This window comes from Acinetobacter sp. TY2, from assembly GCF_046269225.1.
Lineage (GTDB): Bacteria > Pseudomonadota > Gammaproteobacteria > Pseudomonadales > Moraxellaceae > Acinetobacter.
In genome coordinates this window covers 123,444-144,630 of record NZ_JBJZOR010000004.1, presented here as the reverse complement: position 1 = coordinate 144,630, position 21,187 = coordinate 123,444, and the positions used below count along the sequence as shown (strand labels likewise).

Annotated in this window: 20 protein-coding genes; 15 read left to right on the top strand and 5 right to left on the bottom strand. The window is 36.7% G+C overall.

The window, feature by feature from the left end; genetic code table 11:
• The first annotated feature begins 23 nt into the window (after window positions 1-23).
• From ACK1JC_RS03795 to ACK1JC_RS03745, 11 genes are all read left to right on the top strand, one after another.
• Window positions 24-449 carry a hypothetical protein gene (locus tag ACK1JC_RS03795; RefSeq protein ID WP_409510521.1) on the top strand — a complete coding sequence of 142 codons (426 nt, stop codon included), beginning with the start codon at window positions 24-26 and terminating at the stop codon, window positions 447-449.
• Window positions 449-760, top strand: coding sequence for a hypothetical protein (locus ACK1JC_RS03790; RefSeq protein ID WP_409510520.1), 312 nt, complete (start codon window positions 449-451; stop codon window positions 758-760). Before ACK1JC_RS03795 ends, ACK1JC_RS03790 begins: the two co-directional genes overlap by 1 nt.
• 54 nt (window positions 761-814) lie before the next feature.
• Entirely contained in the window at window positions 815-3,745 is a 2,931-nt protein-coding gene (locus tag ACK1JC_RS03785; RefSeq protein ID WP_409510519.1) for a transglycosylase SLT domain-containing protein, read from the top strand.
• Window positions 3,745-4,212, top strand: coding sequence for a hypothetical protein (locus tag ACK1JC_RS03780; RefSeq protein ID WP_409510518.1), 468 nt, complete (start codon window positions 3,745-3,747; stop codon window positions 4,210-4,212). The genes ACK1JC_RS03785 and ACK1JC_RS03780 overlap by 1 nt, the downstream gene beginning before the upstream one ends.
• The gene (locus ACK1JC_RS03775) at window positions 4,209-4,697 is read left to right on the top strand and encodes a DUF1833 family protein (RefSeq protein WP_409510517.1); all 489 of its coding nucleotides are present in this window, start codon (window positions 4,209-4,211) and stop codon (window positions 4,695-4,697) included. Before ACK1JC_RS03780 ends, ACK1JC_RS03775 begins: the two co-directional genes overlap by 4 nt.
• Window positions 4,697-5,017 carry a hypothetical protein gene (locus tag ACK1JC_RS03770; protein WP_409510516.1) on the top strand — a complete coding sequence of 107 codons (321 nt, stop codon included), beginning with the start codon at window positions 4,697-4,699 and terminating at the stop codon, window positions 5,015-5,017. The genes ACK1JC_RS03775 and ACK1JC_RS03770 overlap by 1 nt, the downstream gene beginning before the upstream one ends.
• Window positions 5,014-7,821, top strand: coding sequence for a host specificity factor TipJ family phage tail protein (locus ACK1JC_RS03765; protein ID WP_409510515.1), 2,808 nt, complete (start codon window positions 5,014-5,016; stop codon window positions 7,819-7,821). The genes ACK1JC_RS03770 and ACK1JC_RS03765 overlap by 4 nt, the downstream gene beginning before the upstream one ends.
• A gap of 48 nt (window positions 7,822-7,869) precedes the next feature.
• Window positions 7,870-10,218, top strand: coding sequence for a glycerophosphodiester phosphodiesterase (locus ACK1JC_RS03760; protein ID WP_409510514.1), 2,349 nt, complete (start codon window positions 7,870-7,872; stop codon window positions 10,216-10,218).
• A 42-nt stretch (window positions 10,219-10,260) separates the two neighbouring features.
• A complete protein-coding gene (locus tag ACK1JC_RS03755; protein WP_409510513.1) occupies window positions 10,261-11,229 on the top strand; it encodes an acyltransferase family protein in 969 nt (322 codons plus the stop codon).
• Between the two features lie 252 nt (window positions 11,230-11,481).
• Window positions 11,482-11,796, top strand: coding sequence for a hypothetical protein (locus ACK1JC_RS03750; protein WP_409510512.1), 315 nt, complete (start codon window positions 11,482-11,484; stop codon window positions 11,794-11,796).
• Window positions 11,797-12,041: 245 nt separating this feature from the next.
• Window positions 12,042-12,593, top strand: a complete 552-nt coding sequence (locus tag ACK1JC_RS03745) for a lysozyme (RefSeq protein ID WP_409510590.1) — start codon at window positions 12,042-12,044, stop codon at window positions 12,591-12,593.
• 25 nt (window positions 12,594-12,618) lie between these two features.
• Here the strand turns inward: ACK1JC_RS03745 and ACK1JC_RS03740 are convergent, their stop codons facing one another.
• Window positions 12,619-13,596 (bottom strand): GlxA family transcriptional regulator, encoded by a 978-nt coding sequence (locus ACK1JC_RS03740; protein WP_409510511.1) that lies wholly within the window; start codon window positions 13,594-13,596, stop codon window positions 12,619-12,621.
• Window positions 13,597-13,728: 132 nt separating this feature from the next.
• Between ACK1JC_RS03740 and ACK1JC_RS03735 the strand changes: the two genes are divergently transcribed.
• Window positions 13,729-14,613: an MBL fold metallo-hydrolase gene (locus ACK1JC_RS03735; protein WP_409510510.1), complete on the top strand. Its 885-nt coding sequence runs from the start codon at window positions 13,729-13,731 to the stop codon at window positions 14,611-14,613.
• 84 nt (window positions 14,614-14,697) lie between these two features.
• A complete protein-coding gene (locus ACK1JC_RS03730) occupies window positions 14,698-15,243 on the top strand; it encodes a cysteine hydrolase family protein (protein WP_409510509.1) in 546 nt (181 codons plus the stop codon).
• 113 nt (window positions 15,244-15,356) lie between these two features.
• On the opposite strand, the gene ACK1JC_RS03725 is transcribed toward ACK1JC_RS03730, so the two are convergent.
• The 4 genes from ACK1JC_RS03725 to ACK1JC_RS03710 all read right to left on the bottom strand — a co-directional run bounded on the left by ACK1JC_RS03725 (window position 15,357) and on the right by ACK1JC_RS03710 (window position 18,258).
• Window positions 15,357-15,602: a hypothetical protein gene (locus ACK1JC_RS03725; protein ID WP_409510508.1), complete on the bottom strand. Its 246-nt coding sequence runs from the start codon at window positions 15,600-15,602 to the stop codon at window positions 15,357-15,359.
• Window positions 15,603-15,619: 17 nt separating this feature from the next.
• Window positions 15,620-16,915 (bottom strand): DUF4113 domain-containing protein, encoded by a 1,296-nt coding sequence (locus tag ACK1JC_RS03720; protein ID WP_409510507.1) that lies wholly within the window; start codon window positions 16,913-16,915, stop codon window positions 15,620-15,622.
• Entirely contained in the window at window positions 16,912-17,529 is a 618-nt protein-coding gene (locus ACK1JC_RS03715) for a LexA family protein (RefSeq protein ID WP_409510506.1), read from the bottom strand. Before ACK1JC_RS03715 ends, ACK1JC_RS03720 begins: the two co-directional genes overlap by 4 nt.
• Before the next feature lie 81 nt (window positions 17,530-17,610).
• Window positions 17,611-18,258 (bottom strand): SOS response-associated peptidase, encoded by a 648-nt coding sequence (locus tag ACK1JC_RS03710; protein ID WP_409510505.1) that lies wholly within the window; start codon window positions 18,256-18,258, stop codon window positions 17,611-17,613.
• Between the two features lie 703 nt (window positions 18,259-18,961).
• On the opposite strand from ACK1JC_RS03710, the gene ACK1JC_RS03705 reads away from it, so the two are divergent.
• Window positions 18,962-19,957, top strand: a complete 996-nt coding sequence (locus tag ACK1JC_RS03705; RefSeq protein WP_409510504.1) for a putative oxygenase MesX — start codon at window positions 18,962-18,964, stop codon at window positions 19,955-19,957.
• An 85-nt stretch (window positions 19,958-20,042) separates the two neighbouring features.
• Entirely contained in the window at window positions 20,043-21,071 is a 1,029-nt protein-coding gene (locus ACK1JC_RS03700; RefSeq protein ID WP_409510503.1) for a methionine synthase, read from the top strand.
• The last annotated feature ends 116 nt before the right edge of the window (window positions 21,072-21,187 follow it).

The following is a 21,187-nucleotide window of genomic DNA, read 5'->3' as shown; positions in this document are numbered from 1 at the left end:
AAATTTAATACTTGGGGTGGGGTATGTGGATAGTAGTGTTCGTTTTAGTATTGTGCGCCTTGACAGTATTTATTATATCGAAAAATAAGCAAAATAATGTTGTGTCAGGAAACATAAACAATAACTATAACTTCAATATTGTGGGTGAAGCTGCTTATCAAAATAACTTAAAAACAATTGCGGGACCTAAAAAAGAATCATCTAAGTTTCATCAATGCACAGCAAAAGTAACATCAGAACCAACAAATAAATTTGATAAAAATGCTGTAAAGGTAGAAATTAATGGTCTTTTAGTTGGTTACTTATCTAAGAGTGATGCTCAAGGCTGTGCAGGAAGAAATATTAATAAGTCTATACCTGCTGTTATTGATGGTGGCTGGGATGATGGAGATAGTGTTGGTCAATATGGTGTAAAACTAGCAATTAATAATGTAAGGGAGCTAATTTAATGAAAAATTTATTATTCATTTTTACATTAATGTTGGTCTCAAACTCTTGGGCTCTGGATACTGATCAACATCAGAAAGTATGTGAGAGTCTTTCTGTGTTTGCAAAATCCGCAATGAATGCAAGACAAAGAGGTATTGATAAAGAGCGTATGTTGCAATTGATTGATAATGATAAAGAGCCCGCAAAGCGCCTTGAGGAAGCTATTATTCATGAGGTTTTTAGACACCCAAAGCAATTTCAAGATGAATTATTGGATTCCACTGCAGAGCAGTATGCAAAACACTATTATCAGATTTGCATGAGTAAATAAACTAAATAATCAAGACCGCCGAAAGGCGGTTTTTTAATGCCTAAGGAAAAGCATATGGCATCAAAACTCGGCAGCTTAACACTTGATTTGATTGCAAGAATTGGCAACTTTGTCGGCCCAATTCAGCAAGCTGAGAATCAATCAAATACTAGTTTTGGGAATATGAGAAATCATATTAATAATTATGGCACCGCTGTAGTTGCTGCTGCAGGTGCTGCAGCATTGGGGTTGGCAGCGCTAACTTCTGAGTATATTGACCAAGCGACTGAACTTGAACGTATGGCATTTCGAAGTAATGCAACCACTCAAGAATTTCAAAAATTAGCAGCAGGTGCTGCAGCTTATGGTGTTGAGCAAGAGCAACTTGCAGATCAGCTAAAGGATTTTAATGAAAAATTAGGTGAATTAACCACACTTGGTAGTGGTGCAGGAATTGATTTTTTTGAACAAATTGCAATGAAAACAGAAGGTGGTGCTCAGGGTGCGAAAAAGCTAATTTTGCAAATGCAAAAACTCTCAGGCCCTCAAGCATTACAACTTTACATTGATAAACTAGAAGAAGCGGGTGTAAGTCATCAACAAATGTCTTTTTATTTGGAGAGTATGGGGTCTGATTTAACAAATCTGATTCCCTTGTTTGCAAATGGTGGGGAGGCAGCAAAAATTTATGGTGATGCAGCAGAGCGAGCTGGCATCATCATGTCTGATAACACGATTCAGCAAACCAAAATTTTAAAAGAGCAGGTTTATTTACTTGATTTGCAAATGCAGGGTGCAAAAAATCAACTTATGCAGGCAGTTATCCCTGCTTTTGTTGATATTTCGGAAGCTTTTTTTGGTGGGTCAGAACAGGGTCAGCAATTTACTAATGTTGCTGAAGGTGTTGCAAAAACTCTCAAAGGATTGGCTGCGATAGCAATTGGTGCAGTTACAGCATTCAAGCTAGTTGGTAAAACACTAGGTGGGTTGGCTGCAATTGGTGGTGCAGTCTACGACAAAATGGATTGGTATGAGATGAATCCACTTGGCATTGTTAAGGCTGCTTATGAGGCTAGAGTTGAGATTGGAAATCTCACACAAGATATCAAGGCGGATCTACATTCAACAGTCATGGATTCAGCAGACAGATTAAATAATTTATGGGACTCATCAGCATCAAATGCAGCAAAAAAATTAGTAGAAATCAGGTCAGCGACAAGTGGTGTGGTATCTGGCTTGGATGATCTTGTCAAAAAGAAAGAAGATGAGGCGGAGGCAGAGAAGAAAGTTGCATCAGCGGCAAAAGCAACAGCTGAAGCAAAATATAAATATACGCAAAAAGAGTTAGAGATGCTTCAGCGTGTATCTGATTTAGCTGCAAAAAATGACTTGAATGGCATTGGTGCAAAATATGGATTGCCAAAAAATATGTTGGCGGCGCTAATGGCACAGGAGTCAAAAGGCTATAAAGATGCTTTGAGTCCAACAGGTGCGATTGGGTATTTTCAAACTACTGAAGATTACCGGAAGGATAATAAGATCAGCATTGCTGATTCCAAAAACCTGCCTGTTATTGCTGATGTTGTGGCAAAAAATCTTGCAATTGCTTATGAAAAGCTAGGTAGTTGGGAGGCGGCAATTCGATCCCATAACGCAGGTGTAACAGGGTCGGAGTTATTTGGTAGGGTCGGCAGAGTGAATGGATCAGACTTGAGAAACAAAGAGGTAAGAGAGTTTGCACCTCGTGTTGACAAGTGGTTTGTTGGTTTAAATGGTTCTGATGATGCTAATTCAGGATTTATTAGTGGTGGTGCTGTTGATGGTTTGAAAGCTCGTCAAGAGTATAATGATGCCATACTTGCTCTTGATGAGAAATTAAAGGAGCTTCAAAAACAAGTAAGTGTTAAATATCAGACAGAGCTTGAGGCTATTGAAGCTGAAAATTCAGCATCTCTGAAGGAAATTCAGTCTGCATTTATTTCTGATGAAACGAATAGAAATAAATACATTGAGTTACAAAGAATTGTCTATGAAAAAGATGTTGCCGAATTTAAAAAAGTTGAAAAGCAAAAGCAATTCGAGCAAATCAATTCTTTGAAGTCGATGCAAGATCAGATCAAAGCACTTGGAATAAATTCAAATGATATTTTTGCTAAAGCAACAATGTCACCATCAGATTATTCAAATTGGTCTCTTAAAAACGATCGTGATAATTCACAATTAGCTTTACGTGATCAGCTAATATCAACTGAACAGGACATCAAAACAAGTGATGTTTATACAAATGATGATGATCGTTATCAAGCTTTGTTGGATGCACATCAAGAGTATCTGTATGCAAAGAATGCTTTAGATATTCAATATAATGAACAAGTTAATGATTTGGCTAAATCTCAACAGCAAGAGCAATTAAGTCTATTGAGCGGCATTCTCTCTAACGCGCAAACAACATTTTCACAACTTACGCAGTCTGCAAAAGATGGCGCAGGTGAACAATCTGCAATGTATCGCACGATGTTTGCATTACAGCAAGGTTTTTCAATTGCTTCCTCTATTCTTGCCGCACATACCGCATACACTCAGGCATTTGCTGATCCAAGCGCAATGACATTACCTCAAAAAATTGCAGGGGGGATGACCGTAATGGCGGCTTTAATGCCAGCACTTGCAACCATCTCATCTGTAAGTCTTCAAGGTATGGCACACGACGGTATTGATAATGTACCGAAAGAAGGAACATGGCTTTTAGATAAGGGTGAACGTGTTGTTGATAGTCGAACCAATGCTGATTTAAAGAACTATCTTTCAAATAGCAAACAACAAGGTGCTCAGATCGTTATTAACAACAACGCATCAACGAAAGTTTCAGCAACGCAGGGCACTGACGGCAAAACCTACATCACAATTGATGAAGTCGAAGGATTTATCAATAATTCACTACAAAACCCTAATAGTTCAATGTCCAAAGGCATTAGTCGAGGTTTTAATACTCAACGGAGACGGTAATGAATAAACTCGCTTACTGTGTTCAGCAGTCGGGCTATACAGTTACGCATGGCAATAATGTGATTGTGCAAGAATTGGAGGGTGGACCATCTCGTTATCGAAAAAGTCGAAAACGTAATTCGCATATTGTCAGTGTGAATTTCACTGTTAAAAAAGAAGGCTACGATTATCTCGTAGCTTTTTTTAATGTCTGGGCGATGAATCCTGCAATGCCATTTTTAGCCATGCTGATTATTGATGATGCTGAACTTGCTGAATATAAATGTGCTTTTCGTTCTGAGTTTCGCCTTGATTCAAAAGATGGACCAATCTTTAAGGTGTCCACAACTTTTGAAGTTCAAGCGAAGTTACGCAATATTGATAATGACTTACTGCTTGTGTTGCTTGGAAATAATCATCTATTAGATCGCTACATCAGTATTGAGAAAATCCCGAATATCTGGTTGCCAAATGCGGTGGGCGTATGAGCGATTTAGTTTCATTTTTCTTAGATGCAACAGGTGATATTGCTGATTTGCATGTGATTGAAATTTCACACCCTGACTTCACAAAAGTATTCAGATTTGTGAATAGTGATGAAGAGGGTATTTCAGTTAAGCATGAAGATGGTATTGAATACTTTTATGAATATGCTGCATTTCGTGTTGATCGATCAAATGTCACTGCTGACTTAGATCAAGCAGTAAGTATCACTTTTAATGATTACGATGATGAGCTTAAAAATGCGGTCAATCAATCTGACTACCTGAGACCCGCAACATTTAAGTATCGGATCTATCGTGATGATGATCTTAATTACCCAATGATTACGCTTGAAACGCTGAAAATTACAGATGTGAATAGTGATGATTATGGTGTTGTAACCTTTGATGCTAAAGCAGAAGAACTCAATACTGTGGGGACAGGCGAGCGTTACACACGTGAAAACTGTCCCTGTTTGAGAGGTGTCTAATGAATCTTGAAAGCTTATTGTCACGCACACATAAACCAAATTACGGATGTAGTGAGTTTGCTTGTGAAGCGTGGAAGATGGTTACCGGGGAAGATTTAGCGAAGCGCATGCGAAAGCATTTAAAAAAAGGCAATGGCTTTAAAGAAATCACTGAGCCAATCAGCCCCTGCATCGTATTTTTCTCAAGAAATGAAAGAAGCTCAACACATGTTGGGCTTTTTTTTAACAATCGCATTTGGCACTTGGGTTTTCGAGGTGCTCAAAATGCACCACTTGAACATGTCCGAATCGGATTCAGTAATGTGAGATTTTATCAATGAACCGCGTCTTTATTATTGCTGATCCATTCAAAAAAAATGAATACACCTATTCAGAAGTGGATGATGTTTGTGAGTATTTACAGAAAGAATTCAAAACCTTTCCAGAGAAAGCACGCGTTTATCACAATACTATTGCACGCAAAAACGATGTAACTCCAACAACTGTAAGATCAATCCAGAAATTACAAAGCCTAGAGGGTGACTTTTATGTTGTGATTTATCCAGATGAGCCGATCTCAATCGCCATATGGATTGTAATGGCAATCACAGCAGCATTTAGTATTTATACTTATGCAACAATGCCTAAAATAAAAGCGCAGGCCAATGAATCCCCCAATAATGAACTTGGGGATCGGCAGAATCAGGTGCGCTTGGGTGGGCGTGTTCCTGAGATTTTAGGTAACCCAAACGCCACACCTGACTTGATTGCAAATCCATATTTTGTTTATGAAAACGGTCGAAAAATTGAATACCAATTGCTGTGTATAGGTGTTGGCTACTTTGAAATTCATCGCTGTCGAGATGGTGAAACTGATGTCGAAGATATTTCAGGCACATCGGTTGCTGTGTTTGATCCAGGTGTAGCGATCAATACAAATAATACAATTTACAGCACAGGTGAAGCATTTACTGATTTACCGCTTGCTGTCAGTCACTCAGATTCAATTAATGGGCAGAGTCTACAAGAACCAAACGACACGCTTATTGAGTCATCTGATCTGTATTTTGAGCACCCAAATTTAATCAAATCACGCTCGACGATAGACTTCACTCAAACCTTTGCGAAAGATGACAATATTGAATTGATTGGTGCTGATTTCGGTATTTTGGATGCAGTTTTGTCGGGTCAAGTCATGATTAAAACCAATAAAACGGTGGTGATTGAATCAGACTTGGACTTACTCAATCCGAATAACTATCAGGGATTATTATTAACAGGTGCGCTTGTTGAGATTCGAACAATGGTCGGATTGACTGAGCAGGTGAGCTATAAAGATGTATCAGGTCAATACCAAGTCAGCGGAGTCTCTAAAAGTACAACCGCAAATGGATTTCACTATGTGATCAGTCTACTCAATGCATTGAACGTAAATCCGAATTGGCAATTTATTAAAAATGATCAAACCATTAATGCAGGTGTAACATTAAATAAAAACACCAACAGTATTATCTTGTCTGACTCATATTCGATTGATCGAGTGACTACAACTCAGATTGAATTGAAAAACCCAAGTTTAGTCAATTCGGATTGGGCAAAGTTAAACGGACTGCCAAACCAAAGTACGATTGCTCAAACGGCTGATATTGCTTTAGATAAAATTACTAATAAATGGGTGGGTTGGCACACGATTTTAATGCGCGATGCTGAAAGCATCACCTTTAATTTATTTTTTCCAAATGGGTTGTGGCGACAAACTTCAAAGGGTGGAGTGTCTGAAGCTTGGCAGACAGCGCTTATTGAGTATCAGTCTGTTGATGTGGATGGTGTGCCATTTGGCAATGTTTATACACATTCAAAAGAATATCGTAAGTCTGAAAAAGTGCCATTTGGTGAAACAATTACGTTCAGTCTTCCCATCATTGGGGGAGTGCGTTTCCGTATTTGCAAAACCAATGTCCGTATTGCGCCGAATGTTCAGACAGATGTGAAAGTTGAAGATGTATTTGCTTCAATGACACCACAAAAAGCCACTTATGAAAATTGGACAGTGGTGCGTTCAAAAGTGGTTGGAACTGATGGCGCAATGTCTGTGAAGTCAAGAAAATTGAATTTTAATCTCATTCGGAAATTGAAACACAATGGCGAAGGCGCTTTAACTGCAACAACATCAGGTGCACAAGCACTGATTCATCTTGCGCTTGATGCTAAAAATGGACGCAGAACGATTAATGAAATTGATATTAATCAGATTCTTGCTGAAGAGAAGTTGGTGAGTGAATACTTTGGATCGACTGATGCAACAGGGTTCACACATACGATTGATGATAATAATTTGTCATTTGAAGAAATGGCAGGAATGATCACCAGTTCAATGTTTTGTGAAGGCTATCGATTTGGCAGTAAGTTACGTATTGATTTTGAGAAACCGCAAGAGAATGCGGTCTTGCTTTTTAATCATCGAAATAAGGTCATCAAATCGGGCAAGCGTACTCGAAGTTCGGGCAATAAAGATGGTTATGATGGTGTTGAGGTTGAGTATACAAGCCCAATTGATGACACGAGAGTGACTTATATTGCATCTGATGTTGAGTTTCCGCTGAATACGATGCAGATCAAAACATCAGGTATTCGAAATGATGCTCAAGCAAAAACAAGAGCTTGGCGAGAATGGAATAAGATCAAGTATCAGTATTTATCTTGTGAGTTCACAGCGATGGATGAGTCTGAAATCCTACGCAGGAACAACAAGATTTTAGTCGCTGATAACTCTAACTTAAAAACGCAAGATGGTGAAGTACTCGCAGTAGATGGCTTGGTCTTAACGCTTTCACAAGAAACTGAAATGACTGAAACAGATGAGTATTTTATTCAATTGCAAATAAAAGATGCGACTGTCGATATTATTGAAGTGCGACCAGGTGAATTTACAGATCAAGTGATTCTGACTCGTCCACCGCTTTTGCCACTTGTTGTTGAAGAGGGAAAATTTATTAAGACGACTTATCAGATTGTTGTTGCTGAAGAACTGGCAACCACAGCATTTATCATGTCTGAAATGTCACGACAATCTGATACAACGAACACTTTAAAGTGCGTCAATTACACAGATCAATATTATGAAAAAGACCACAGCTTTTTCTAAAGATTCACAACCACCTTCGGGTGGTTTTTTATTGTCAGGGGAAAACTGATGACACTCACACAGCAAAAATTTAATGATTTAGAACGTGACATTGATGACACAGGTAAAGCCTTAAATACAAAAGCCATCATTACTCCAAGATTCGGAGATAAATTTAAGTCCTTACCCTTAGCAGTTCAGGAAGTCATAGAAACAGGTGGTTTTGAGCCTTTTAAAACGGAAGTACAACTACTTGCAAGCATTCCAGTTTTAACAAAAAAGGCAGCTAAAGCACTTGATACAAAGAAGATTTGGTTGTGGGAAAATGGTGCGTGGACTGATACGGGGTTGAGTGAATATGATCTTGCACTCACAGGGAAGAACAATCTCGCAATGATGTGGTTTTTTCAGCCATATTATGAGTTTGATGGTACAAATTTATACTTTAAACCAACAGCACGAGCGCTAACACCGTTTGATTTTTGCTTTTATATTCGAGCAAGTAAGTATCCTGATGCCGAAGTGAAAATCGGTGATTTTTACACTCAATTAGCAACAATTGGTGCAGATAAGTTTAAAGTGATAAGCCCACTGGGTGTGACTGATTGCATCAAATTTACAGAAAATGAGTGTTTATATTATGACCATGATATTAAAAAATTCATTTTCGGATATCGGCAGGATGTTGTAGCTCAAAACAGAACTCTAATGATTCATTTAAATTTTAATGAAATAGGTCCATGTATTGAGCAGGCTAATATCTTAAATAACTTGATGAATAATAGCTTTGCAGCAGTTCGAAGTTCAGCAAATGCCCATCGATACGCATCTGTAGCTAACTCTCGTCGAGAGGCTTACACGCAGACTATTCCTGAAAATTTAAAGAAGGATTCGAATGGATTGGTTTTATACGATTCAGTGCAAAAAAAACTTTATATTCCATCTGACACCGTAATTTATACAGATTGGGGGATATATAGTACTGAAGCATTTGAACTGAACCTGAAAACAATTTTTGATACAACGGGAACATCACTTTTACGAGTGTATTTTGATACTGTAAATAGAATCTTTATACCGATGCACTGGAATGCCACTTTAAGTAAGCAGCAGGAAAAGTCATTTTATTTATTTTGTTCAATTCGACATGCTGTATACGAAGCATCGAATACGCCTGATAATCTTACGATTTCAGGGATGTTCAATTACCGTATTGATGGAGCAGTTGATGGTGTTCCTATCGATGGAAACAAAGCATCTGTCATTGCCGGGGCGAAGCTCGGTGACGTTGCAAAAAACTTTCCGAATTATGATTCGGTAAACAACATCCTTACTTTTCCCATAGATACGATTCTTCGTCATCGAGCAAATATTTGGGTCATGAATACTGCGTCAGTGACAGTTGAATTTGCTGATATACAAACATCTGCAATGCGTGTTTATTGGGATGTTATTGAAAATAAGTTCGTTACAACACGTTTTGATACGGTGTTAAATTCATCACAAAAATATCGCTATGTGACTGTCTGTGCTATTCGTGATCGTGGTAATTTTTGGGAAGAAGATAATAAAGGACGCATTGCAATTGATATTGGCTGTCCGTATGCGATTGATGGTGTGTTATATGGAATCAAAGGTGCTACAGATGGTGGTGTCGTTCAAAATCGCCTAGATGATACAGTGAAAGCTGTGGCACATCGGGGATATTCAATAGCTGCACCTGAGAACACTTTGCCCGCTTATATTTTGGCGAAAAAGAAGGGCTATTCATACGCAGAAACTGATATCAATTTTACGAGTGATGAAGTTCCAGTATTACTTCATGATGACACGATTGATCGTACGAGCGACGGCACTGGGAATATTACTCAATTGACGTTTGATGCAGTGCGACAGTATGACTTTGGTTCGTGGTTTGGTGCTGAATTTGCAGGAACAAAGATTCCATCTTTAGAGGAATTTCTACAGCTATGTCATAAGCTCGCCATTCATCCATACATTGAAATTAAACAAGCAATGACGATCACACCAGAGCGCGCGCAGAAATTAGCAACGGTGGTACGACACGCAGGATTGCGCGGGAAAGTCACATATATTTCATTTAATTATGATGCACTTGTTTCGATTAAAGCTTATGACGAATACGCACGATTAGGATTTTTAGGAGAGGCCAATACAACGGATATTGATCGAACGAATGTTTTAAAAACTGGCAAGAATGAGGTCTTCTTAGATTGTTGGTATGGTGGAGCCAATCGCTCAATCATGGATTATGCACTCGATAAAAATGTGCCAGTTGAGATTTGGACTGTGAATGATCCGAATGTGATTGTTGGTTACGCAAATATTGGTGTTTCAGGTGTGACAACAGATGTGCTTAATATCAGACAGATTCTCAATGAATCGGTGGGCATCTAAATTTTAATTAAGTTACAATCGTGCATATTTATAAAGAAAAACATGAGTATGCGTGATAGCTATATTGACACATCTAAAGCGATTCTGATTTTTTTAGTAGTCTTCGGGCATTTTTTAGAACGATGCATTGGATATGAAAATGAAGCAAGTAATGTGCTAATTAAGTCAATTTATTTTGTTCATATGCCTGCTTTTATTTTTATTTCAGGAATGTTCTTTAAAGGAACTGATCTTGTGAAAAAAATAGTTTATTTCCTTTCGCTATTGATTCCTTTTCAGATTGCTTATGTCACATTCGAGTCAATCATTAGTCAGAGTTTTTCACTAGGTTGGCTCGTCAAACCGTATTGGATTTTGTGGTATTTAGTCGGAATGATTGTTTGGACAATACTCACGCCACTTCTAAAGAAAACAGAATTTCCAGTGCTGATTTCAGTATTTTTGTCGGTTTTAGTAGGTTTTAGTCCAGTCGATAATTACTTATTTTCAATTGGTCGAATTTTTACATTTTTACCATTTTTTGTTATTGGTAGCTTATATGGAAAGCAAATTGTAAATGCTGTGAAATCAAAGAAGGTGTACGCACTTTTTGGATTTTTAGCTTTAATTAGCATTGGTCTAATTAGTAAATACGGAAATATTGAAAGTGGTTGGCTTTATGGTAGTTTGAGTTATAAGCAACTTGGAGCGGACTATCTAGCAGGATCTTTAACTCGATTAACTGTATTTACTATTTCTTTTGTAGGGATTGTTGCAATTCTAGCTGTAATACAATTATTCAAAGATAAGTTTGTAGATTTGGGGCAACATACTTTGCCTGTGTATTTATTGCATGGCTTTGTAGTGATTATATTAGCTCACTTCTTTAAGTTTCACGATGATTTTACAATTGGCTTAATTGTGAGTTTTGCCTTAACTATTGTTACTTGCATACTATTGAAGTTAGATATTTTTGAAAAAATGATTAAATTCATTTCAAATGTTCAGGTTAAGTTGTATGAAAAAATGTAGTTAATACTGAGTTTTGTTATTGTATTTGTATAATTAATAGCTATGATTAAATTAATATAATTAAGTAAACAATTATGATTGATTACAATAAGCTATTAAATTCAAATATATTTTTTTATTCCTGTGGTATTTTATTTTTTCTTGAATTAATGATTATAACTGATCAATTTTTTCAACTAATGCCAAATTGAAAAGTAAATCTAAGAGCACCCAACTGGGTGCTTTTTTATTGCCAAAAATAAGGGGGCGTATGTGAATGAACCAAGTGCATCACTGTGGAAAAAGTTAAATGAGGTCGCTGATAAACTGCAAAAAGTATCTGAGCAGTTGGTGGAAACAAATGCAATTAATAAAGGATATCACCAAGCACTTGATCAGCAACGGGTAAAAGTGGAGGCACTAGAACAGCAAAACCACAAAGCCCAGGGTGCAATTGCCATGCTGAAGTGGGGGCTTGGTATTGTGCTTGGAGTAGCTATTTCAGGTGGTACTTGGACCATTAGTTCAATTAATCAACTTAAACAAGATATGGCAATTATTCAAAGTCATAGAGAGGATAGTAAATGAAATTAATCAATGAAAGTGCATTCAAGCACTTATCCGTAAAGCTCCCAATGTTGGGGGCTTTTTTATTGCTTGTGCTTATTCCTGCATTGCAATGGGCTTTAGATTTTGAAATGGTACCGAAAGAATATGAGCCAATTATTATTGGTACAGTACTGCCACTTTTAGCCTTTATTGGACGTAAGATTTATCAGCCACAACTACACCAGATCCAAAGTTTCGCAGCTGTATCGAATACAGATGATAACTTGACGAATATTTTTAGTAATTTTCGGAAATTGGCGGGTGGTTCTTTATCACAAGTGCAAGTTGATCAAATTAATCACTTGGTTGCGGGCTTTCAACAAAAAGCAAAATCAGTCAGTACTTCGGGTATGGCTTTAATCTGTGGTTTTGAGGGCTTAAAACTCAAAGCGTACGATGATGGCGTAGGTGTATGGACGATTGGTTTTGGTACGACAGCTTACCCGAATGGCATCAAAGTTAAAAAAGGGGATACTTGCACTGAAGCACAAGCCAAAGCGTATATGGCACATGACTTAAAGAAATTTGAATCCGCTATAAATAGTGCTGTAACTGTGCCGATTAATCAGAATCAATTTGATGCATTGGTATCGCTTACTTATAACATTGGTACTGGCGCTTTTAAAGAATCCACTTTGCTTAAAAAATTGAATCTTGGTGATTATAAAGCTGCAACTGCTCAGTTTGCTGTTTGGAATAAAGGTGGTGGCAAGGTGATGCAAGGGCTTGTGAATAGACGAGTTGTAGAACGTAAGTTATTTGAGAAAGCCCTTTAAGGAGGGCTTTCTTACATAAGCGCCATTATGTTAAATGAGGCTGATTATTCTCATTAATAATTCCAAAAGATTTTCTCCAGGCTTGAGGACTGGTACCATATTTTTCACGAAAATTTTTTCTAAATGACACTGTATTATTAAAACCTGAAAGCTCGGCTATCTTTTCGATAGATAAGTTTGTTGTTTCTAAGAGTTCACAACTTAATCTGATTCTTTCATTATTTAGCCAATCGACTAAGGTCATACCTGTAGCTTTCTTAAAATGCCGTGTGAACGTCCTGCGGGTCATATGTGTCCGTTCAGCTAGACTTTCAATATTATGTTGTATAGCTAAATTCGCTCTTAAAAAATCAAGTAATAGGTTAATTTGTGCATCTTGGCTTGATTCTGCTACTGGCTGTTCAATAAATTGAGCTTGTCCACCTTCACGGTGAGGCGGAATTACCATTATTCTAGAGACTTTATTCGCAATTTGTGCATTATAGATTTCACGTACCAAATACAAACAGCAGTCTAATGCTGCGCCTGTTCCAGCAGAGGTTACGATCCTTTGGTCTTCTACATACAAAGCATCATGATCAAGCTGAACCTGTGGAAATCGTTCACTGAAATCTTGTTCAGCCATCCAGTGTGTAACTGCTTTTTTATGGTTAAGTAAACCAGCATAAGCTAATGCATAAGTTCCATAGCATAATCCTACAATTCTAATTCCAGTCTGATATGCACAATTTAGGGCATCGATAAGTACATGTTCAGGCTTGTGATTAAAATCATCCCATCCAGGAATAATAATAAGATCCGATTCTTTAATAAGTTCGATCCCGCCATCAGGCATAATCATCATGGATTGTTCAGTTTTTACAGGCTGCCCATCTATAGAGAAAATTTTGAGGTCAAATAAGGGCTTATCTTCAATTTTGATATTGAAGATAATGTGCGGAATAGAGAAGTGAAATGGATTTATATTGGGATAGACGAACAATCCAATCACGGGTATAGCCATAAAACCTACCTCTCTAAAATAATGAATATAGCACATTGTCCTAATAGTTTCGATGATTGTCCTTAAGGACAATATTTTTGTTTGATGTTTTCTATCATGATCTAAGTATGACTAAATGATTGGATCTAAAACATGAATAAAATTTTAAGTAGCTCTATTATTGCACTCTCTCTGACAATGGCTTCAGTTCATTTATATGCGAATGATAAGGTGGTTCAGCCAGATACTTCTAAAGTGACGCATATACAAGAAATTCGCAATGCAACGATTAAAGTCACCTATGCGGATACGACTTTTTTAATTGACCCAATGTTTGCGACAAAAGGCTTTTATGAGGGATTCCCTAATAGTCATCGCAGTTATTTACGCAATCCATTAGTCGATTTGCCTATCAAGCCTGAGACGGTTTTAGAAGGTGTAGATGCGGTAATTGTGACCCATACCCATTTAGATCATTGGGATGATGCAGCTCAGGTGACTATTCCAAAAAATATGCCTTTGTTTGTACAGAATAAAGCAGACCAAAAAACCATCCAAGCTCAAGGCTTCAAAGATGTTCGTGTATTAACTGTAACTACTTTCCAAGGTGTTAAGTTAACTAAAACTGGTGGTCAACATGGTACTGACGAAATGTATCGTAATGCTGAACTCAAAGTTGGCTTAGGTGAAGCAATGGGTATGGTTTTTGAAGCAGCAGGCCATGAAACAGTTTATGTTGCAGGAGATACCATTTGGCGTCCTGAAGTTGATCAGGCAATTCAAACATTTAAACCTGATGTAATTGTATTAAATACAGGTAATGCATTAATGGATGGATATAAAGAGTCCATCATTATGGGTAAAGAAGATACTTATCACGCAACCCAAAAAGCACCTAATGCTAAAATTGTCGCGGTTCATATGGATGCCATTAATCATATGTCGGTAACACGTGCTCAGCTTGCAGAATATGTGAAAGACAAAGGGATCCAAGATAAGGTTTTAATTCCTATCGACGGTGAAATGCTTTCTTTCTAAAGTAACTTAAAGAAGTGGAAGCATTCCACTTCTTTAAAATCCTAAGCAGAACAAAACAAATATTAGTTAAGTAAAGGAATAGATATGTCAAAATCAGCTTTATTAGTTATCGACTTACAAAATGAATATCTACCTACAGGTAAATTACCATTGGTAAATATTGAACAAGCTGCCGAGAATGCGGCAAAAGTGATTGCTAAAGCCCGTCAAGATGGTACCCAAGTAATTCATATTCAGCATATTTTTGCTAATGGTGAAATGCCTGTATTTGAACCTAATTCAAATGGTATTGAGTTTCAGGAAGCGGTTAAGCCACAAGAAAATGAAATAGTAACTGTTAAAAATAATGTCAATTCATTCTTGAATACGAATCTCAAAGAAGTTTTAGATACAAATGATGTGACTGAGCTAGTGGTAATTGGCGCCATGAGCCATATGTGCGTTGATGCTGCTGTGCGTGCTGCCGCTGACTTTGGCTATAAAGTTAAAGTGGTTCATGATGCATGTGCGACACTAGATCTAGAATTCAATGGTCTTAAAGTTCCAGCTGTTTATGCTCATGCAACTTTAATGGCAGCTTTTGAATTTGCATATGCTCAAGTTATATCAACTGAAGATTATGTTAGCTAAAGATTAAGATTTTCTAAAATTAACTTAATACACTTTAAGCAAAAAAATAATTTATAATTTGATTTAAAGGCTCTATGGATTATATATATGATATTCCGTAGAGCTATTTTGTTCTAATCGCCAATTGTTCCCAGTACAGGAATCATTCTAGGTCCCGCATTACGTGCCTTTGACACGATCTCAACTAGTTCATCATAAGTCAGGTTAAAAGAATCTGAGCTGTCAAAAATATATTTGACATTTTTACCCTCAAATTCAGGTGGGGTTTCAGGAACAAACCTAGCCGGTATTAATTCTTGGGTGAGCTTCTCGTTAGTTAATTTTTGAATATCAGGAATATTCCCATTAAATTTTTGCATGATTTTTTCTCCTATATTTAATGAACTTTAATTAATCCATTCTTCGTAAAATAGTTCTTCGACAACATATCTCGACTCATAGACCATTTGCGATCTTTAAAATAACAAGGTCCTACAGAGATTTTAGCCTTGCCAAATTTGTTTTGAATCTCTTCATATGCCTGCATCAAATTTTCATTCTCTATTCTTGTCTCGTGATCTGAAAGCAGGTCAGGGGTATAGTTTGATTTCTCGATCAGTTCTGAATAAAACACACCACATTTTTTATATTTAATACCCGATTTATATATCTTCTCAAGTAGTCTATAAGCAACTTCAACAAGCTCTAATACAGAATCTGTAGGCTCAGCAAATTTATAAGTTTGCGCTTTGCTGTAATACGGTGCTGAAGTATCAAAAGGGCTTGATTGAACAAAAGCAGTAATCACTCCACATAATAATTTTTCTTTCCTCAATCGACCTACAGCATCTTGCACGTACTTTGATATTGCTTCTTTTAGGTTATCTAACTCAGTTATTCTTTCACCAAAAGATCGACTAGCCACAATTTGCTGTTTTGGTTTGGGTTGATCATTAATTGGCATACATGAGATGCCTTGCAACTCCAAGACTGTTCTTTGCATGCAAACAGTAAATAGTTTGCCTATGACAGGTGAGTTTGCTTTAGATAAATCTAGAACAGTATTAATGCCCATATCATTCAATTTTTTATTCTGCTTTCTTCCCACTCCCCAAACCTCACCGACATCTACGATAGACCAAAAATAATCACGATGCTTTGGGTCCATATTTGCTAGATTACAGACACCGTTAAATCGCCTTGCTTTCTTGGCCATATGGTTCGCAATTTTCGCTTCGGTCTTGGATCTACCAATTCCTATCGACACGGGCAAGCCAATCCATTGAAAAATCCTTTCACGCATTCCCTGGCAATATTCAACTAGATCGTAATTATTCTTAAAACTTGTTAAATCTAGAAAGCATTCGTCAATTGAATATATTTCTTGTTCATGTGGTGCAACATAACTAGCTAAAATAGAATGAAACCGTCGTGACATTTCAGCATAAATTGCATAGTTGCTTGAGAGCACTTGTACATGGTTTTTTTCAACAATATCTTTAATCTGAAACAAAGGGACAGCCATTTTTATGCCCATAGCTTTAGCTTCATTACTACGTGCCACAGCACAGCCATCATTATTACTCAGTACGATTACTGGTACGTTGTTTAAACGAGGATCAAAGAAACGTTCACACGAGACATAGCAATTATTGATATCAATAAGTGCAAATATCTTTTCTTCATGTTTCATTTAAAGTTCTTAATCACTTTTGTGACCACACCCCAAATGACCAACTCCTGTTCATTGCGAGGCAGGATAGGACTACATTCTGTATTTTCAGGCTTAAGCCAAACACTGGGTAAATCACTAAATTCTATTTCGTTCTGAAAAACATCAAATAATTCTTCATGTGACATTTGTTGAGTAATCATCATTCTTTTAACAGTGAAATCATTGTCTATGAATGCAACTACGATATCTTGATGCTGTGAGCGAATACTTCTATCAACGATTAAATAATCATTGATATGTATACCTATATCTTTCATTGATAGTGATTCAACCTGCACAATAAAAGTCGCTTCTTTATTTGAGATTAAAAGATCATTCATATCTAAGTTTTTATCGATGTAATCCTCGGCAGGTGAGGGAAAACCTGCAGCAATTTTATTCAGCACTAAAGGAATAGAAAGCTTAGTAAGTGCTTGAAATGAAGATATTTTAGAAATACATGATAAATCTTTAAATTTTTTCTTATATCTTTGTATATCAATGATTTGAGCATTTTTCAAATGAGCTAAACTTGTCTCATTTAATTTTGAAAGCCTAGGCTTTGATGTGCTATCACTTAATTCAATCTTCATCAGAACACCACTTGATTACGTTACATAATCAAGATTCTAAAGATTGCTTAAAATAAATTCAAATTTAAATGTTGTGGATAATCAGAAGAGTTCTAAATTATTTGTAATAAGTGGGTCGCGTGGAAAAGTTACATAATCATCGGCCATTTCGAAAAAATACTCGTATGCATGGTCATGATCTGCATTAAGCCAATCTTTTCTATACTGTTCAGGAATAACGATGATTGAGCGTTTTTCATCATCAGGTGCATGAAATTGCTTCATAAATGGATGATGATCTGAATTGATCGTAAGCATTGAAAATGATCGTACTTTTGAGTCTCTTATTTCGGCATCATCATATATTGCTGCGACAGTAAAAGGCTGATCATCTTTGCGCTTGATGGTGTACCAGTGACTTTTACCATTGATGTATTTTGGTTCGTAAAACTCTTGAACCGGTATAAGACAAAACTTACTGTATTTCCATGCATTTCTAAAACTTGGTTTCTCAGCGACAGATTCAGTACGCGCATTGTAAGTGTGATTACTAAAATTGAATTCTTTAGCCCATTTGGGAAGTAATCCAAACCTAGCAATATCAAGATCAAAACCATCTGCACCCTTCATGATGATTGGGGCGTGATAAGAAGGGTAAACGTGCTCTTTTAAATCAAGATCATAATGATCAGGATTTACACCGAGAAGCCGTAAATTTTTCTTTGATGGGAATTGATAATTTGAACACATGGCTATATTTCAACTGAATACATCGCTAAGAACAATATACTCGCTTTTATGATTTAAAGCCCAACCTGATTCTTTATAAAACAGAGAGGCGGTTTTAATTGTATGTTCGGTATAGAAATAGAGCTAAGTTTTCATATTGATTACTTTATCTTGGTCAAATTAAAGAAGTGTACAAAAATGTGTACATAGTTCTTTAATTTTTTTTTAATCTTAAAAATTATGTTTTAAAAACAAATGATTGAATATTAACGCATCCATATCGAACATAAGGATAGGTTTCTGCATTTAAAATTCTCCAATGGTTTTTAAAGTTCAAATAAATTCGCATAAGCCTTATAAAATAAAGGGATTTTATGAAAATTCACCTGATCTAATCTATTCAAATATTTTCAAAGTTTAACAAAGATCTTTACGTTACAAACATATTTGTGTACATAATTTTATCTTCTCACTCTCACAAAATGCTCATATATGTTAATGAGGTGTCAGAACAAAAATTACTTCGTCATCCTTCTACATAAGAAGGTAAATAATCATTTCTTTTAATCGTTTTATGTCGCTCATTATTAATCCAATAAATTATTAAAGTGAATTTTACTCAGTATTGACTTAGATTAAATCATTTTTATTCATGTATGAGTTCATGTATCTTTAGCTCATTCAAGAAATTTATGTTTTATCTCAGAAATTAGGGGCGAGCACCATGAGTCAAAAATTCGCATGTTCAATTAAGCGCATTCGTTTCGATGAAAATTATCAACCTGCTGACAACACACGTTTGACAACAAACTTTGCCAATTTGGCTCGTGGTGAGCATCGCCAAGAAAATTTACGTAGAACTTTGGCAATGATTAACAACCGCTTTAACACCTTGGCGAGTTGCGATAATCCAAATGCTGATCGTTATTCACTTGAAATTGATATTATCTCAGCAGAGATTGATGTTGAGGGAAATGGAAATACGTTCCCTTTTATTGAAACACTCAAAAGCACAGTCATTGATCATCAAACCAATGAGCGTATTGAAGGCATGATTGGCAACAGTTTTTCTTCTTATGTACGCGATTACGATTTCAGTGTGGTATTGCCTGAACTCGGTTTTAAAACTAATGAAAAACCTGAGTACTTTGGTGATTTACACGGCAAGCTTTATCAGCATTTGGTCAATTCAGAGGTTTTTAAAACAGAATTTAAAAAACAACCTGTGATTTGCCTGAGCGTTTCGACTTCAAAAACGTATTACCGTACAGCAAATATTCATCCTGTGCTTGGTGTGGAATATAAAAATGATGAATATTCGCGTACTGATGAATATTTTAAAAAAATGGGTTTAAGTGTGCGTTACTTCCAACCTGAAAATGCGACGGCACCGTTGGCATTTTATTCAGCAGATAACTTATTGACTGACTATACCGATTTTGAATTAATCAGTGCGATCAGTACCATGGAAAGCTTCCAAAAAATTTATCGCCCTGAAATTTATAATACTAACTCGGTTGCAGGTTTGGTTTACCAACCAAGCTTGGATTTTCAGGATTTTTCATTGACTCGTGTGGTTTATGATCGTGTTGAGCGTGGTCAATTGGCAGTAAAACAAGGCAAGTGGACGGAAGAAAACTTTATCAAACCGTACAAAGACATTCTTGAGCAATGGGCTGAAAAGTTTGTTGTAAATGCGAAGCAAGAACACGCAGCTTGATTGACCGAATAGATTAAAGAACAACATTTTAAAGCATATTACTTTACAGACTTAGTTTTAAAAACATTGAGATAGAAGATTAGACATGGCAATTTTACTCCCAACATCAACAGCAGGCAGCTTACCAAAACCATCTTGGTTAGCAGAACCAGAAAAACTTTGGTCACCTTGGAAATTACAAGGCGATGAATTACTGGAGGCGAAACAAGATGCTTTGCGTTTATCTTTGCAAGAACAGCAACATGCAGGCATCGATATTTTCAGTGATGGTGAACAAACCCGTCAGCATTTTGTCACGACATTTATTGAGCATTTAGATGGTGTGGACTTTGAAAAGCGTGAGACAGTGCGTATCCGTAATCGTTATGATGCAAGTGTGCCATCTGTTGTGGGTGCTGTAAGTCGTCAAAAGCCAGTATTTGTTGAAGATGCAAAGTTTCTACGCAGTCAAACCACACAACCGATTAAATGGGCACTTCCTGGTCCAATGACGATGATTGATACGTTATATGATGGTCATTATAAAAGCCGTGAAAAATTGGCTTGGGAATTTGCCAAAATTCTCAATCAAGAAGCACTTGAGTTAGAAGCTGCAGGTGTAGATATTATCCAGTTTGATGAGCCAGCATTTAACGTATTCTTTGATGAAGTGAATGATTGGGGCGTGGCGACATTAGAACGTGCGCTTGAAGGTTTGAAGTGTGAAACTGCGGTACACATTTGCTATGGTTATGGCATTAAAGCCAATACAGATTGGAAAAAGACTTTGGGTTCAGAATGGCGTCAATATGAAGAAGCCTTTCCAAAATTACAAAAATCTAAGATCGACATTATTTCACTTGAATGTCAAAATTCACATGTGCCAATGGATTTAATTGAATTGATTCGTGGCAAAAAAGTGATGGTCGGTGCGATTGATGTGGCAAGCAATAAGGTTGAAACGCCTGAAGAAGTTGCCAATACTTTACGCAAAGCGCTTCAATTTGTAGATGCTGATAAGCTATATCCATCAACCAATTGTGGTATGGCACCACTCGCACGTGAAGTGGCACGTGGTAAACTGAATGCTTTAAGTGCTGGTGCTGAAATTATTCGTAAAGAACTCTCAGCTTAATTCGGTTCTTTTAAGAAGAGAACTTTTAGGAATTGAGTTTTTCAGAATAAGGACAAGCTATGATGATTTGATCAACCATTTTGATTGATCAAATCATTATTTGCTCATTCCGACTT